Origin of the sequence: uncultured Blautia sp. (genome assembly GCF_902497045.1) — a bacterium.
Taxonomy (GTDB): Bacteria; Bacillota; Clostridia; order Lachnospirales; family Lachnospiraceae; genus Blautia_A.
This window is the reverse complement of sequence record NZ_CABVDF010000057.1, coordinates 1-13,774: the sequence shown is the minus strand read 5'-3', so window position 1 is coordinate 13,774 and position 13,774 is coordinate 1. Positions and strand designations below refer to the sequence as shown.

The window sequence follows — 13,774 nt, the reverse complement described above, 5'->3', positions numbered from 1 at the left end:
GAAGCAGCTGAAAATCTTAACAGGTGGTGATAAATTTGGGTAAAAAAGATACGATTACAAAAGATTATATGAACGATCCGCGGATTTTTGCAGATGCATTTAATTATTTTATCTATCATGGAAAGCAGGTGATCGCTCCAGAGGACCTCTATCCGCTGGATACTGTGGAGATTGTTTTGCCCTATGGAGAGGATGGCAAGATACACCCGGTTCAGAGATTCCGTGATAACTTTAAGTATCTGGCGGCCATGCAGAATAAGGAGGCCGCTTATCTCCTTCTGGGAGTGGAGGATCAGTCTGAGATCCATTATGCCATGCCAGTTAAAAATATGCTCTATGATTCCATGGAGTATACATCTCAGGTGGATAAAATTGCCCGGGCACACAGACGGCATATGAATGCAGGAAAAAATAATGAGAAGAAATTTTTACAAAAGATCAGTTCAGGGGAATTTCTTTCAGGTTTTTACAAAGAAGACAGGCTGATTCCCGTTATTACCCTGGTACTGTATTTTGGACCGGATAAATGGGATGGTCCCCTGGGGATCCATGATATGCTGGATATCAGAGAATCTGCACTGCTTCCTTACATTCCGGATTACAGAATCAACCTTATTTCTCCGCACAGTATTGCCGATACAGAAATGGAGAACTTCCACTCCAGTCTCAGGGAGGTACTGCTGTTTATCAAATATTCAAAAGATAAGGAACGGCTTCAGAAGCTTGTTTCTACAGATCCACGATTTCTGTCTGTAGAGCAGAAGGCCAGTCAGGTGATAAAGATTATGACGGGCAGCGAGTTTAAGATCAATGAAAAAGAGGAGGAGGTCAATATGTGCAAAGCATTGGAAGATCTGAAAGAGGAAGGTCGTGAGGAAGGTCGCAAAGAAGGACGCAAAGAAGGGCGTGAGGATGGAATAAAATCCGCAGAAAGAAAATTTGTCCGGAAGCTTTTGGCTAAAAAACAATTTACCTATGAAGAAATCTCTGACATGACGGAGGTTTCCATAGACGAGATCATAAGGATAGAAGGTGCAGATAGGAATCTATGATCTGTCTTATTATAAAAATCTAATTTGCTAAATCCCTTTAAATATGCTAGTATTTAAGGAGCGATTTCCATTTGTCCGGCGCCTGTATATCCGGCTGCCGAGACAGTTTATTATTTACAAAATACCCCCAGGAGGATTTTTATAATGGAAAAACAGAAATATTATATTACAACGGCCATTGCCTACACTTCCGGCAAGCCGCATATCGGAAATACCTATGAGGCTGTTCTGGCAGATGCTATTGCCCGCTATAAAAGACTGGAAGGCTATGATGTGTTTTTTCAGACCGGAACAGATGAGCATGGACAGAAGATCGAATTAAAGGCAGAGGAAGCAGGGATCACACCAAAGGAATTTGTGGATAATGTTTCCGGTGAGATCAAAAATATCTGGGATCTGATGAACACTTCCTATGATAAATTTATCCGTACTACAGACGAAGATCATGAGAAACAGGTACAGAAGATCTTTAAGAAAATGTATGCAAAAGGAGATATTTACAAGGGACATTATGAGGGAATGTACTGTACTCCATGTGAATCTTTCTTTACAGAAAGCCAGCTGGTAGACGGAAAATGTCCGGACTGCGGACGTCCATGTGTTCCAGCAAAGGAAGAAGCATATTTCTTTAAAATGAGCAAATATGCCGATCGTCTGATCGAGCATATTAAGACACATCCGGAATTTATTCAGCCGGAATCCCGTAAAAATGAGATGATGAATAACTTCCTTCTTCCGGGTCTGCAGGATCTTTGTGTATCCAGAACATCTTTTAAATGGGGAATCCCGGTAGACTTTGATCCGAAGCATGTGGTTTATGTATGGCTTGACGCTCTTACAAACTATATTACAGGAATCGGTTATGACTGCGATGGTGACAGCACAGAGCAGTTTAATAAGCTGTGGCCGGCAGACCTTCATCTGATCGGAAAGGACATCATCCGTTTCCATACGATTTACTGGCCAATTTTCCTGATGTCACTGGATCTGCCTCTTCCAAAGCAGGTATTTGGTCATCCGTGGCTGCTCCAGGGCGATGGAAAGATGAGTAAGTCCAAAGGAAATGTTCTCTATGCAGATGAGCTGGTAGATTTCTTTGGCGTGGATGCAGTGCGTTACTTTGTGCTTCATGAGATGCCTTTTGAAAACGACGGTGTGATTACATGGGAGCTGATGGTAGAGCGTCTGAACTCAGAACTTGCCAACACACTTGGAAACCTTGTAAACCGTACAATCTCCATGTCAAATAAATATTTTGGCGGCGTTGTGGAGAACAAGGGCGTTACAGAGCCGGTTGATGAAGATATGAAATCCTTTGTGCTTGGTATACCGGCCAAAGTATCTGCAAAAATGGATAAGCTTCGCGTGGCAGACGCTATGACAGATGTATTCAGTCTCTTTAAACGTCTGAACAAATATATTGATGAGACTATGCCATGGGCTCTTGCAAAGGAAGAGGACAAGCAGGATCGTCTTGCAACTGTTCTTTATAATCTGGTTGAGGGAATCACTATTGGTGCCGCTCTTCTGGAAGCTTTTATGCCAGATACCACAGACCGTATCCTTGCACAGTTGAATGCTGAGAAGCGCAATCTGGAATCTCTGAAGACCTTCGGTCTGTATCCGTCCGGAAATAAGGTGGTTGAGAAACCGGAGATCCTGTTTGCACGTCTTGACCTGAAAGAAGTAATGGCGAAGGTAGAAGAACTTCATCCGCCTGTACAGGAAGAAAAAGAAGAGGAACCTGGAATCGACCTTGAGCCGAAAGCAGAGATCACATTTGAGGATTTTGAGAAGCTGCAGTTCCAGGTGGGTGAGATCATTGCCTGCGAAGCAGTGAAAAAATCCAAAAAACTTCTTTGCTCTCAGGTAAAGATCGGAAGTCAGGTCCGCCAGATTGTATCCGGTATCAAGGCTCATTATACTCCGGAGGAAATGGTAGGCAAAAAGGTAATGGTAGTAACAAACCTGAAACCGGCTAAGCTTGCCGGAGTGCTCAGTGAGGGAATGATCCTCTGTGCAGAAGATGCAGAGGGAAATCTTGCCCTGATGACTCCTGAGAAAAATATGCCTGCAGGTGCAGAGATCTGCTGATAAGATTAATACAAATAATTTTTTGTTAAACCAAAATTTTACAGAAATTTCATCCAATCCCGGTTCCGGTTACTTGACGGAACCGGGGATTTTTTTTATACTAAAGGGAAGTATACAGGAGGGGATAAAAATGGGGAAGGAATTCAGCCATTTTGATAAAAACGGGAATGCAGTGATGGTGGATGTTTCCAACAAGACGCCCACCTTCCGCACTGCTGCAGCAACCGGGTATATTGCTGTGGGGCCGGAGATCATGGCGGCTGTCACAGAAGGAAATATAAAAAAAGGCGATGTTCTGGGAGTGGCCAGAGTGGCCGGGATCATGGGGGTAAAGCAAACCTCTTCTCTGATTCCCATGTGCCATCTGCTGCCTATCCAGAAGTGTACGGTAGATTTTCAGCTGGATCAGGAAAACAGCCGGATCCACGTATATTGTACGGTAAAGACAGAGGGAAAAACCGGGGTGGAGATGGAGGCGCTGACCGGAGTTCAGGTAACGCTTTTGACGATTTATGACATGTGCAAGGCGATTGACAAGCACATGGTCATGTCAGAGATACATCTTGTGGAGAAGACAGGAGGAAAAAGCGGAGTGTTCCGTTTTGAAGAAAAATGATAGACCGATGTGGAAGAACAATTGATTATCTGCGGATCTCGGTAACAGACCGCTGCAATCTCCGCTGCATTTACTGTATGCCGGAGGATGGAGTGAAGCTGGTAGACCGCTCTCTGATCCTTCGGGAGGAGGAGATCATACGGATCTGCAGAGTTATGGCAGAGCTTGGGATCACCAAGATCAAGCTGACCGGAGGAGAACCTCTGATCCATGTTCGTATGCCGGAACTGACAGCTCAGATCAAACGGCTGCCGGGAATCCGGAAAGTAACACTTACGACAAACGGTGTTCTTTTAAAGGAACAGATGAAAGATCTGGCAGAGGCAGGGCTGGATGCAGTTAATATCAGTCTGGATACTCTGGACAGAGAATGTTTCAGAAAGATAGCCAGAAGAGATCTTCTGGATCAGTCCCTGGAAGGGATACAGGAAGCCCTGCGGTATCCGCAGGTATCTGTAAAAATCAACTGTGTTCCTTTGGGCATACAGGGACAGGACATCTGTCAGATAGCAGAGCTTGCACGGAAATATCCTGTTCATGTAAGATTTATCGAGATGATGCCCATTGGCTGCGGAACAGAATTTAAAGGGATGGCAGAGACGGAGCTGGTTGCTCTTCTGGAAAAAAAATTTGGACCGCTCAGTATATATCAGGGAAAACCGCTTGGAAACGGGCCTTCCCGGTATTATGAGGCAGAAGGATTTGTGGGTAAGCTGGGATTTATCAGTGCAGTCAGTCACAAGTTCTGCGGGGAGTGCAACCGTATCCGTCTGACTTCTCAGGGATTTCTGAAAACATGTCTGCAGTACACAGCAGGCAGAGATCTGAGAGAAATCCTGAGAAACGGAGGATCTGATGAGGACTTGAAAAAAGTGATCCGGCAGGCTTTAAATGAGAAGCCGGACGGACATCATTTTATGGAAAAAGCACAGGAGGACGATACAGAAAAACTCTGTATGTCTCAGATAGGAGGCTGAAGATGAAACGTGCAGCGATCATAACATCAAGTGATTCCGGTTACAGAGGAGAGAGGGAGGATCTGAGTGGTCCGGCTATCCGCGAGATCCTGGAAAGAGAAGGTTACCAGGTGGTATCCATGGATATCCTTCCGGATGACAGAACCATGCTTGGTGAAAAAATGAAAGAAATCGCAGACAATAATCTTGCGGAACTGATCCTTACGACCGGAGGAACCGGATTTTCTCAGAGAGATGTGATGCCGGAGGCTACAGAGGATATCATAGAGCGCAGAGTACCGGGGATTCCGGAAGCTATGCGTGCCTATAGTATGACTATCACCAGGAGGGCTATGCTGAGCCGGGCGACAGCGGGGATCCGAAAAAAAACATTGATCATCAATCTTCCGGGAAGTCCCAGGGCGGTAAAAGAAAGTCTGGAATACATTATCGGAGCTTTGGGTCATGGAATAGAAATCCTTACAGGGGAAGCTTCTGACTGTGCGAGGAAATAAAGAGCCTTGCCTCTGAATGAATAAAGCAGCAGAATGGAAGCGGATGAGTAAATATAAAGAAGGTAAGAATATGGGAAAAGTAATTGCAGTATGTATCAGTGAAGAAAAGGGAACACAGAAACACAGCGTGCCGGAGGCAGAATTTATTGAAGACTGGGGTATTAAGGGGGATGCCCATGCAGGGAAATGGCACAGACAGGTCAGTCTTCTTTCTCATGATAAAATCGAGGATTTTCGTGCCAGAGGAGCGCAGGTAGCTGACGGAGCTTTTGGTGAAAATATTATCGTAGAGGGTTTTGACTTTGCAAAAATGCCGGTGGGAACCATATTCCGCTGCAATGACGTGGTGCTGGAAATGACACAGATCGGGAAGAAGTGTCATCACGGCTGTGAGATTTTTCAAATCATGGGTGACTGCATCATGCCAAGAGAAGGCGTTTTTACAAAAGTCCTTCACGGCGGAGTGATCCGTCCGGGCGATGAATTTGTGTGCTGTGAAAAAGGACAGGAACAATGAGAACAGATATTTTTGAAACCCATGCGCATTATGATGACAAAGCATTTGATCAGGATCGGGACAGCCTTTTAGCTTCTATGGAGGAGAACGGGATTGGAACAATGGTCAATGTCTGTGCATCTATAGGTGAATTTGGGAGAACGATTTCTCTTACAGAAAAATATCCATTTATTTATGGAGCAGTAGGAGTGCATCCGGATGATGCAGATCAGATGACAGAGGAAACCCTGGAAGAGATACGCAGGATTTCCCATATGGAAAAATTTATCGCCATAGGTGAGATCGGCCTGGACTATTACTGGCATAAGGAAGCTCATGAACATGAGATACAGAAAAAAATGTTTCGGGCTCAGATGGATATTGCCGGAGAGGAAAAGCTTCCTTTTATGATCCACAGCAGAGAGGCGGCAAAGGATACACTGGATATAGTAAAGGAATATATGAAAAAAGGCATGTACGGCGGTGTCATTCACTGTTTTTCCTATGGAAAGGAAATGGCGGCAGAGTATCTGGATATGGGACTTTATCTGGGGATTGGCGGCGTAGTTACCTTTAAAAATGCCAGAAAACTGAAGGAGGTTGTGGAATATGCTCCGTTGGAACAGCTGGTTCTGGAAACAGACAGCCCCTATTTAAGTCCGGAGCCTAACCGTGGAAAAAGGAACAGTTCTCTGAATCTGCCTTATGTGGCGCAGGCAATCGCGGAGCTGAAGGGAATTTCTCCTGAGGAAGTGATCTGTACAACAAGAAAAAATGCGGAACAGCTGTTGTTTCCGGAGAAGATAAAATAAATGAAAAGCCCTTAACAGTAAGCTGCAGCAGGAATCGGCAGCCATTCTGTAAAGGGCTTTTTTACTTATCGTATTTATTCTATACAGAATCAGTAATATTCTTCTGATTCATCATATTCATCGGAACTGTCCTCTTCTCCGGATTCATCATAATTTCCGGATTCCCCGCTGTTTTCGGAATCTTCATAGCCTTCCGAACTGTCAGAAGAACCAGAGGAGGAATTGCTGGATTTTTCCTCCAGATATTGTGCCGCACTGACAGACCAGGTGTCTTCTACATAATTTCCCCTGGAATCTGTCATATTCATTTCATAATCAAAAGAAACATCCAAAAGGTTTGTCCTGGTGGAAGGCTCCACATTCATGGACATGATCTCATTGAATTTTTTCTTCAGATTTTCAAGAGAAAATTCATCACCAATGATATTTCGTACTCCGTGCTGGGAGGCAAGCTCTTCCGTATAATCTTCCAGCATATAGGGACCGAAGATTCCTTCATCTTTATTATAATGCATGACCGTAGGCTTTATTACAGGATCCAGAATCTGGATTTCGGTTTTTCCTTTAAGAACAGATTTTTGGATAGTAAAGCTGGCCATGCCGCCCAGAAGATTGGAAAGTCCCTCCTGAGTGGAAACAAAATTGCCAAGAGAGTAAAAGATCAGCATTTCATTTCCTTCATCATCAGACATGCGGCCGTAGGGCTGAAGCACATGGGGATGACCTCCAATGACCACATCGACCCCTTGCTGCATCAGGAAAGCCGCCCATTCTTTTTCATATTCCGTAGGCATAGATTCTTCTTCCTTGCCCCATTGGGCAACAAAGATCAGGCAGTCGCTGTCTTCCTTGGCTTTCTGGATCATGGATGCCACTTTTGTTTTATCAAAAATGTCGATCATGTAGTTTTTTCCCTCGCCTGGGCCTCCATTGTTGGTTCCGTAGACAAAATTGAGAAAAGCGATCCGTATGCCATTTACTTCCATTGTTTTAACAGTGTCTGCATCTTCCTGAGAATCATGGATACCAAGAACAGGGACATCAGGATATTTTGTATTCCAGAAATCAAGAGTCTGTTCAATAAAGTCGGCACCGTAATCATCCACATGATTGGTTGCGGATTCGATCACATCAAAACCTGCATTGATCAGGGCATCCCCAACCTCTGTAGGTGTGGCAAAGGACGGATAGCCGCTGACATAGTCATGGTCTTTTGTAAGAACAGTTTCCTGATCGACCATTGCTATATCTGCAGCGGAAATTTCATCTTTTACATTTTCATAGATGTGGTCATAATTCCAGGTACCGGATTCATTCTGACCGGATTGGAGAAGGCTGTCATGATAAAGATTATCTCCAACAGCGACTACCGTTGCAGTAGTAACCGTAGGGGTATTTGCTTTTTTCTTTTCTTCGGCTTTTTTTTGTGCTGCCTCCCGCCTGGCGGCTTCGGCAGGTTTCTGGATCATATTATAATCAAGCTGGCGGAAAAAGCCCACCAGTACTGCCAGAACAATAACTGCGCTGAAAAAAACAGCCCGGGAGTTGGTTTTTTCCCTGAGGTTCAGCGGCATATTTTTATTTTTTTTCATAATAAATTCCTTTTCCATAAGGTGAGATTGTTTTTATTTCATCATTATAGCAAACTTCCGCTAAAACTGCAAAAAATACTTTGTGGTCAGGAGGGTTTGGGGTATAATATAGAAAAGCACAAGAAAGGAGTCAGCTATGAATTCTGTTGAGACTGTAAATGATATTCTGGTAAACTTGTTTAATGAAATCATGGATATTGAAGAAAGAGCGCTGATCACTTCTGAATATAAAGATATTTCTGTAAAGGATATGCATGTGATAGAGGCTGTGGGAATCGGAAATCCCAGGAATATGTCTGCTGTGGCAAAAAGCCTTTCGGTGACAGTAGGGACATTGACCATAGCCATGAATAATCTGGTTAAAAAAGGTTATGTAAACCGTGTGCGAAGTGAAGAGGACAGGCGTGTGGTGCTGGTATCTCTTTCGGAAAAGGGAGAGCAGGCATATCATCATCACAGGATCTTTCATGAGCGTATGGTCATGTCCGTATTAAAAGATCTGAACAAAGAAGAAACGGAAAGCCTGACTGCAGCTCTAATGAAGCTGCAGGATTTTTTCAGGAATTACAGGACAGAATAGAATAGTATGAAAAAGGTTCCCTGAGAAACCAGAGCGTTTCTAAAAGGAACCTTTTTCATTTCAGAAATAATTCAGTTTATATACTTTTCCAGCACAGGAAAGGGAACGGGACCTGTCTGAAGAAGCTTTCGGTGAAAAGTTTTCAGATCAAAATTCTTTCCCTGTTTTTGTTTCTGTGATTCCCGGAGATCCAGGAAATTCAGATATCCCCAGTAGTATTTCAGATAATTGGCAGGCGTTTCAACAATGTACTGATAGATAGAGCGGATCACAGAAGCATCTCCAATGCCGAAAGCTTTCAGAAAATGCCCGGCACGAATCTGATCCCAGCCCTGATAGTGGATTCCAATATCCAGAAGAGAATAAATACAAAGATTGATACTCCGGTTCAGCCAGAAAAGGGAGGCTGTATCTTCCGGAGCAGTATCTTTCAGAAATTTTCCGGCATAGGAGCTGATACAGGATTCTGCATAGGTTGCCCATCCTTCTACATAACCGCCGCAGGAGATCAGATAACGGATATCGGAAGGCTCTGCCGAGCCGAAATACAAAGTCTGGTAAAGGTGTCCGGGAAACCCTTCATGAGCCAGGGTGGAAAAAAGTTCCGGTCCGCTTCTCTGATCTGCCTGATTGATGTAAATGATATTGGGACTTCCTGTGTCCAGGGGAGGGGTCAGATAAAAAGCAGGGCTCAGATGTTTTTCCATAGACGGGTGCACAAAGCGGACCTCGTAGGAAACATTTCCGGGATCCGGAAAATCTTTCTGAATGCATTGACTTAATGTTTCCAGAATCTTATTAGGCTCCGTATTCAGAAGAGATACTCCGTCCTGAAGTCTGCCTGCCAGAGAAGGCTGCTCCGTCAGTATCTGTCGCATAAGCTTAAGATCGTGGGAAAGCTGAGTCAGGAGACGCTTTTGTATACGGGATACAGGAACATAGGAGCCTACGCTACTTTTCAGAAGATATTCATAATATTCCCGTCCTCCTTTAAAGTGTGCAAGTCCGCAGCTTGCCCTTCCGGTTCCACGAAAACTTTCCAGTCCGTTTATCAGATTCTGATAAGCAGGGATCACACGATCCTTCAGGATGTTTTCATGACGGGCGATCAGTTTTTGCTCATCTGCTTCTGAAAATTTCCCATAGTCTTTAATCTTTCGTGAAAATACCTCCAGCATATAATTAGAATCCGGATTCTGGATAAAGGCTCTGCACTGGTCTAAGATTCTGTCCAGAGTGGTATCGCTCATAAACAGTCCGGCACGGGATTTTTCTTCTTCAAATTCCAGTATACTTTGAAAATAAAGCCCTATAGAGCTTAAAAGGTTCAGATAATCGGCGATATCCTGGTCTTCATAAAAGGTGTATTCTGCCAGAAGGACAGGAAGCTGTGCCTGGATTCCAAGGCTGGGGGAAAGCATTTCTTCCAGGAGGATATGATCCTTAAGGGAAAGCTGTGTATGAAAATACAGAAGAAGCATATCCAGGGTGATCTGATTCTCCCGGGAAAGCTTGTCGGGAGAAAAAGTTTTCAGCTTTTCCAGATAGCCTGTATAAAGCCGGTATGTACCATCCATATTGCTGCTGACCGTACCAAGAGACGGAGCCGGACGGGAGATTCCTTTTTTCTCAGGATGCGCCAGAGAATAATGAAGCGTCAGCATACTTTCGGAAACTTCTTTTTCAAAAATTTCATTGGTAAAGGCACGGAACCTTCCGTTCTGGGACCATACATGGCTGGAAAGAAAACCAAGACCCATCCCTGCAAAAAGAACAAGACAAAGAGACAGGCCTATGAGTATGGATTTTTTGTATCGGTGTAAATAAGAGCGCATAAAATACTCCTGGCAAAGGTGTTTTTACTATCTTATTGGAAAAAATACTAATGTATGCTAAACTGAGAAAAAGACAGTGAAAAGACGGAAAGGAGAACTTTATGTCAGAAATTTATGATTTGGCAATATTGGGAGCAGGACCGGCAGGAATCAGTGCAGCAATCTATGCGGCAAGAGCACGGCTGAATACTTTATGGATCGAGAGAAAGTTTGCTCAGGGCGGGCAGATTGTAGATACTTATGAAGTGGATAATTATCCGGGACTTCCCGGGATCAATGGAATGGATCTGGGAGAAAAAATGGCTGCCCATGCAGAAAAACTGGGTCTGGCTCCCTTGAGAGAAAATGTAGTTTCTGTGAAGGATGAGGACGGGATCAAAGTAATCCGTACAAAAAAGAATGAATACAGGGCAAGGGCTGTGATCCTTGCATTTGGCGCGGCTCACAGAACCCTTGGAATCCCTGGAGAAGAAGCTTTGAGCGGAATGGGAGTGTCTTATTGCGCCACCTGTGACGGTGCTTTTTTCCGGGATCGTACAGTAGCAGTGATCGGAGGCGGAAATGTGGCGGCAGAAGATGCTATCCTTCTTTCCCGAACCTGCAAAAAAGTTTATGTGATCCACAGAAGAGATCAGATGAGAGCCGACCAGATCCTGCAGGAAAAGCTTTTTGCCTGCGAAAATGTGGAGATGATCTGGGATACGGTTCCTGTTAGTATTGAAGGCGAGGAAATGGTATCAGGAATAAAGCTTCAGAATAAAAAGACCGGAGAGGAAAGGGAGCTTCCCCTGGACGGTGTTTTTATTGCTGTGGGAATCGTACCAAATACGGAACTGTTCCGAAATCTGGTAAAACTGGATGAAAGCGGATATATTGTTGCAGGAGAAGACTGTGTGACCAGTACACCGGGCATTTTTGCAGCAGGGGATATCAGAACCAAGCAGCTTCGTCAGGTGATAACAGCAGCAGCAGACGGAGCAAACGCAGTGACATCGGCAGAAAGAATACTGTAATATTTGCAGGAAGAAAGGAGCATATTATGGCAGAAGAAAAACAGATTCCTTATAAAATCTATCTGGAAGAGCAGGAAATGCCGGAGGCATGGTATAACGTACGTGCAGATATGAAAAATAAACCGGCTCCTCTTCTGAATCCTGAGACCTTAGAGCCTATGACAGCAGAGGAACTGGGAGTGGTATTTTGTGATGAGCTTGTAAAACAGGAGCTTGACAACGAGAACCCATATATTAAGATTCCGGAAGAGATCCGCAGCTTTTATAAAATGTACCGTCCATCTCCTCTGGTACGTGCATACTGCCTGGAAGAAAAACTCCAGACTCCGGCAAAAATCTATTATAAATTCGAAGGAAATAATACCAGCGGAAGTCATAAGCTGAATTCTGCCATTGCACAGGCGTATTATGCAAAAAATCAGGGATTAAAGGGCGTCACAACAGAAACCGGAGCCGGACAGTGGGGAACCGCTCTTTCTATGGCATGCGCGTATCTTGATCTGGACTGCAGGGTATTTATGGTAAAATGCTCTTATGAGCAGAAGCCATTCCGACGTGAAGTAATGAGGACTTATGGGGCGCAGGTGACCCCGTCTCCATCTGAAACAACAGAAGTAGGAAGAAAGATCCTGAAAGAGCATCCGGGTACATCGGGAAGCCTTGGATGCGCTATTTCAGAGGCTGTAGAATGCGCGACAGGCATGGAAGGCTACCGTTATGTGCTGGGAAGCGTTTTGAATCAGGTGCTTCTCCATCAGTCTATTATCGGGATGGAAACAAAAGCGGCTCTGGATAAGTATGGAGTAGTTCCGGACATCATTATTGGCTGTGCCGGAGGCGGTTCCAATCTTGGCGGTCTGATTTCTCCTTTTATGGGAGAAAAACTCCGGGGAGAAAGAGATTATCAGTTTATTGCAGTGGAACCGGCATCCTGCCCTACCCTTACCAGAGGAAAATTTGTATATGATTTCTGTGACACCGGTATGGTGACGCCTCTGGCTAAAATGTATACGCTTGGAAGCGGATTCATTCCGTCAGCAAGCCATGCAGGTGGTCTTCGCTACCACGGAATGAATCCGGTACTGTCTCAGCTTTATGCAGACGGATTGATGGAAGCACGTTCTGTCGAGCAGACTTCTGTTTTTGAGGCGGCGCAGATGTTTGCCCGTGTGGAAGGAATTCTTCCGGCGCCTGAAAGCGCTCATGCGATCCGGGCAGCGCTGGATGAAGCTATGAAGTGTAAAGAAACCGGAGAAGAAAAGACCATTGTGTTTGGACTTACCGGAACAGGATATTTTGATATGTTTGCTTATGGCAGATATAATGATGGAGAAATGAGTGATTATATTCCCACAGATGCAGAACTTCAGGCTGGATTTGATGGAATTCCGAAAATTTAAATCGTAAGATTGCTTCTGTAGGAGCCCTGAAGTAAGTTAAATATCTTTCTGTGAAAAAACCGTACCCGGCAGCTGTGAAAAACATGGCAGCCGGGTACGGTTTTAATTTCCGATTATTTTTTTGCAGAAGCGTTCGGAATGCGGCATAAAGATCTGTGCTACCGGACCTACGATAAAGGCACAGATAATGGTTCCCAGTCCAAAGGTTCCTCCAAGTAGAAAACCTGCGATCACAAAGAAGCAGTCTGTCAGGATACGCACAATGCCGAAAGGCCTGTGACTTTTGTCACTGATGACAATAGCAACCAGATCATTGGGACCTGTTCCTGCTTCCGATTTGATCACGATGGTCATGCCAAGAGCAAGGATGATACATCCTGCCACAAGGACAATAATACGTACTGCCATGGGCAGAGAGCTGTTGATATAGTTTCCAAGCAGGACGGTAAAAAGATCGATAATAGGTCCGCCAAGAAACATACAGATGATCGTCCCGATCCGTATGTAGCTGCGGTCAACGAAAAGCAGCACCAGGATGATCAGAAAACAGATCATCATGTGAGTACGTCCGTGAGTCCAGTTAAGAGCTGCCGGCCACGGAACACTGCGGAAGATGCCCTGGACAAAGACGTTAAAGGGGTCGGTTCCCAGATTTGCCTGAATAAAAAAAGTCACACCCAGGTGAGCAACAGACAGACCGAAAACCAGTAAGATAATTTGTTTGATTTTTTGTTTTGGAGTCATAATGTGTAGTTCCTTTTTCTTTGTTTTATTAATAGTTTATCATATCAGACAGGCTTATAAAAGCAGAAT

General features: G+C 44.4%; 13 protein-coding genes. 10 read left to right on the top strand and 3 right to left on the bottom strand.

Going from position 1 to position 13,774, the window contains the following annotated elements:
- Positions 1 to 35 precede the first annotated feature (35 nt).
- The 7 genes from RDS42_RS06235 (at position 36) to RDS42_RS06205 (ending at position 6,541) form a co-directional block, all read left to right on the top strand.
- Positions 36 to 1,052: an Rpn family recombination-promoting nuclease/putative transposase gene (locus RDS42_RS06235; RefSeq protein WP_308782877.1), complete on the top strand. Its 1,017-nt coding sequence runs from the start codon at positions 36 to 38 to the stop codon at positions 1,050 to 1,052.
- 144 nt (positions 1,053 to 1,196) lie between these two features.
- A complete protein-coding gene (metG, locus tag RDS42_RS06230; RefSeq protein ID WP_308782876.1) occupies positions 1,197 to 3,146 on the top strand; it encodes a methionine--tRNA ligase in 1,950 nt (649 codons plus the stop codon).
- A 130-nt stretch (positions 3,147 to 3,276) separates the two neighbouring features.
- On the top strand, positions 3,277 to 3,762 hold the full coding sequence (gene moaC / locus RDS42_RS06225) for a cyclic pyranopterin monophosphate synthase MoaC (protein ID WP_308782875.1): 486 nt from the start codon (positions 3,277 to 3,279) through the stop codon (positions 3,760 to 3,762).
- On the top strand, positions 3,759 to 4,739 hold the full coding sequence (gene moaA, locus RDS42_RS06220) for a GTP 3',8-cyclase MoaA (protein WP_308782874.1): 981 nt from the start codon (positions 3,759 to 3,761) through the stop codon (positions 4,737 to 4,739). Before moaC ends, moaA begins: the two co-directional genes overlap by 4 nt.
- 2 nt (positions 4,740 to 4,741) lie before the next feature.
- Positions 4,742 to 5,233, top strand: a complete 492-nt coding sequence (locus RDS42_RS06215; RefSeq protein WP_308782873.1) for a MogA/MoaB family molybdenum cofactor biosynthesis protein — start codon at positions 4,742 to 4,744, stop codon at positions 5,231 to 5,233.
- A 70-nt stretch (positions 5,234 to 5,303) separates the two neighbouring features.
- Positions 5,304 to 5,750 carry an MOSC domain-containing protein gene (locus RDS42_RS06210; protein WP_308782878.1) on the top strand — a complete coding sequence of 149 codons (447 nt, stop codon included), beginning with the start codon at positions 5,304 to 5,306 and terminating at the stop codon, positions 5,748 to 5,750.
- Positions 5,747 to 6,541: a TatD family hydrolase gene (locus tag RDS42_RS06205; protein ID WP_308782872.1), complete on the top strand. Its 795-nt coding sequence runs from the start codon at positions 5,747 to 5,749 to the stop codon at positions 6,539 to 6,541. Before RDS42_RS06210 ends, RDS42_RS06205 begins: the two co-directional genes overlap by 4 nt.
- Before the next feature lie 89 nt (positions 6,542 to 6,630).
- On the opposite strand, the gene RDS42_RS06200 is transcribed toward RDS42_RS06205, so the two are convergent.
- Positions 6,631 to 8,133, bottom strand: coding sequence for a CapA family protein (locus tag RDS42_RS06200; RefSeq protein ID WP_308782871.1), 1,503 nt, complete (start codon positions 8,131 to 8,133; stop codon positions 6,631 to 6,633).
- A 136-nt stretch (positions 8,134 to 8,269) separates the two neighbouring features.
- On the opposite strand from RDS42_RS06200, the gene RDS42_RS06195 reads away from it, so the two are divergent.
- Entirely contained in the window at positions 8,270 to 8,713 is a 444-nt protein-coding gene (locus RDS42_RS06195) for a MarR family transcriptional regulator (RefSeq protein WP_308782870.1), read from the top strand.
- A gap of 71 nt (positions 8,714 to 8,784) precedes the next feature.
- Here RDS42_RS06195 and RDS42_RS06190 read toward each other — a convergent pair whose 3' ends face one another.
- Positions 8,785 to 10,548 carry a DUF885 domain-containing protein gene (locus tag RDS42_RS06190; RefSeq protein ID WP_308782869.1) on the bottom strand — a complete coding sequence of 588 codons (1,764 nt, stop codon included), beginning with the start codon at positions 10,546 to 10,548 and terminating at the stop codon, positions 8,785 to 8,787.
- Positions 10,549 to 10,649: 101 nt separating this feature from the next.
- On the opposite strand from RDS42_RS06190, the gene trxB reads away from it, so the two are divergent.
- Together trxB and RDS42_RS06180 are read left to right on the top strand one after the other, a co-directional pair.
- On the top strand, positions 10,650 to 11,561 hold the full coding sequence (trxB, locus tag RDS42_RS06185; RefSeq protein ID WP_308782868.1) for a thioredoxin-disulfide reductase: 912 nt from the start codon (positions 10,650 to 10,652) through the stop codon (positions 11,559 to 11,561).
- Between the two features lie 26 nt (positions 11,562 to 11,587).
- Positions 11,588 to 12,961: a TrpB-like pyridoxal phosphate-dependent enzyme gene (locus RDS42_RS06180; protein WP_308782867.1), complete on the top strand. Its 1,374-nt coding sequence runs from the start codon at positions 11,588 to 11,590 to the stop codon at positions 12,959 to 12,961.
- A gap of 102 nt (positions 12,962 to 13,063) precedes the next feature.
- On the opposite strand, the gene RDS42_RS06175 is transcribed toward RDS42_RS06180, so the two are convergent.
- A complete protein-coding gene (locus tag RDS42_RS06175; protein WP_308782866.1) occupies positions 13,064 to 13,705 on the bottom strand; it encodes a hypothetical protein in 642 nt (213 codons plus the stop codon).
- Positions 13,706 to 13,774: the final 69 nt, after the last annotated feature.

What these genes read in the sequence shown, in the direction of transcription:
- moaA (WP_308782874.1), top strand. Translation starts at nt 3,759, where the DNA reads ATGATAGACCGATGTGGAAGAACAATTGATTATCTGCGGATCTCGGTA.
- moaC (WP_308782875.1), top strand. Translation starts at nt 3,277, where the DNA reads ATGGGGAAGGAATTCAGCCATTTTGATAAAAACGGGAATGCAGTGATG.
- trxB (WP_308782868.1), top strand. Translation starts at nt 10,650, where the DNA reads ATGTCAGAAATTTATGATTTGGCAATATTGGGAGCAGGACCGGCAGGA.
- RDS42_RS06180 (WP_308782867.1), top strand. Translation starts at nt 11,588, where the DNA reads ATGGCAGAAGAAAAACAGATTCCTTATAAAATCTATCTGGAAGAGCAG.
- metG (WP_308782876.1), top strand. Translation starts at nt 1,197, where the DNA reads ATGGAAAAACAGAAATATTATATTACAACGGCCATTGCCTACACTTCC.
- RDS42_RS06210 (WP_308782878.1), top strand. Translation starts at nt 5,304, where the DNA reads ATGGGAAAAGTAATTGCAGTATGTATCAGTGAAGAAAAGGGAACACAG.
- RDS42_RS06195 (WP_308782870.1), top strand. Translation starts at nt 8,270, where the DNA reads ATGAATTCTGTTGAGACTGTAAATGATATTCTGGTAAACTTGTTTAAT.
- RDS42_RS06205 (WP_308782872.1), top strand. Translation starts at nt 5,747, where the DNA reads ATGAGAACAGATATTTTTGAAACCCATGCGCATTATGATGACAAAGCA.
- RDS42_RS06215 (WP_308782873.1), top strand. Translation starts at nt 4,742, where the DNA reads ATGAAACGTGCAGCGATCATAACATCAAGTGATTCCGGTTACAGAGGA.
- RDS42_RS06200 (WP_308782871.1), bottom strand. Translation starts at nt 8,133, where the DNA reads ATGAAAAAAAATAAAAATATGCCGCTGAACCTCAGGGAAAAAACCAAC.
- RDS42_RS06175 (WP_308782866.1), bottom strand. Translation starts at nt 13,705, where the DNA reads ATGACTCCAAAACAAAAAATCAAACAAATTATCTTACTGGTTTTCGGT.
- RDS42_RS06190 (WP_308782869.1), bottom strand. Translation starts at nt 10,548, where the DNA reads ATGCGCTCTTATTTACACCGATACAAAAAATCCATACTCATAGGCCTG.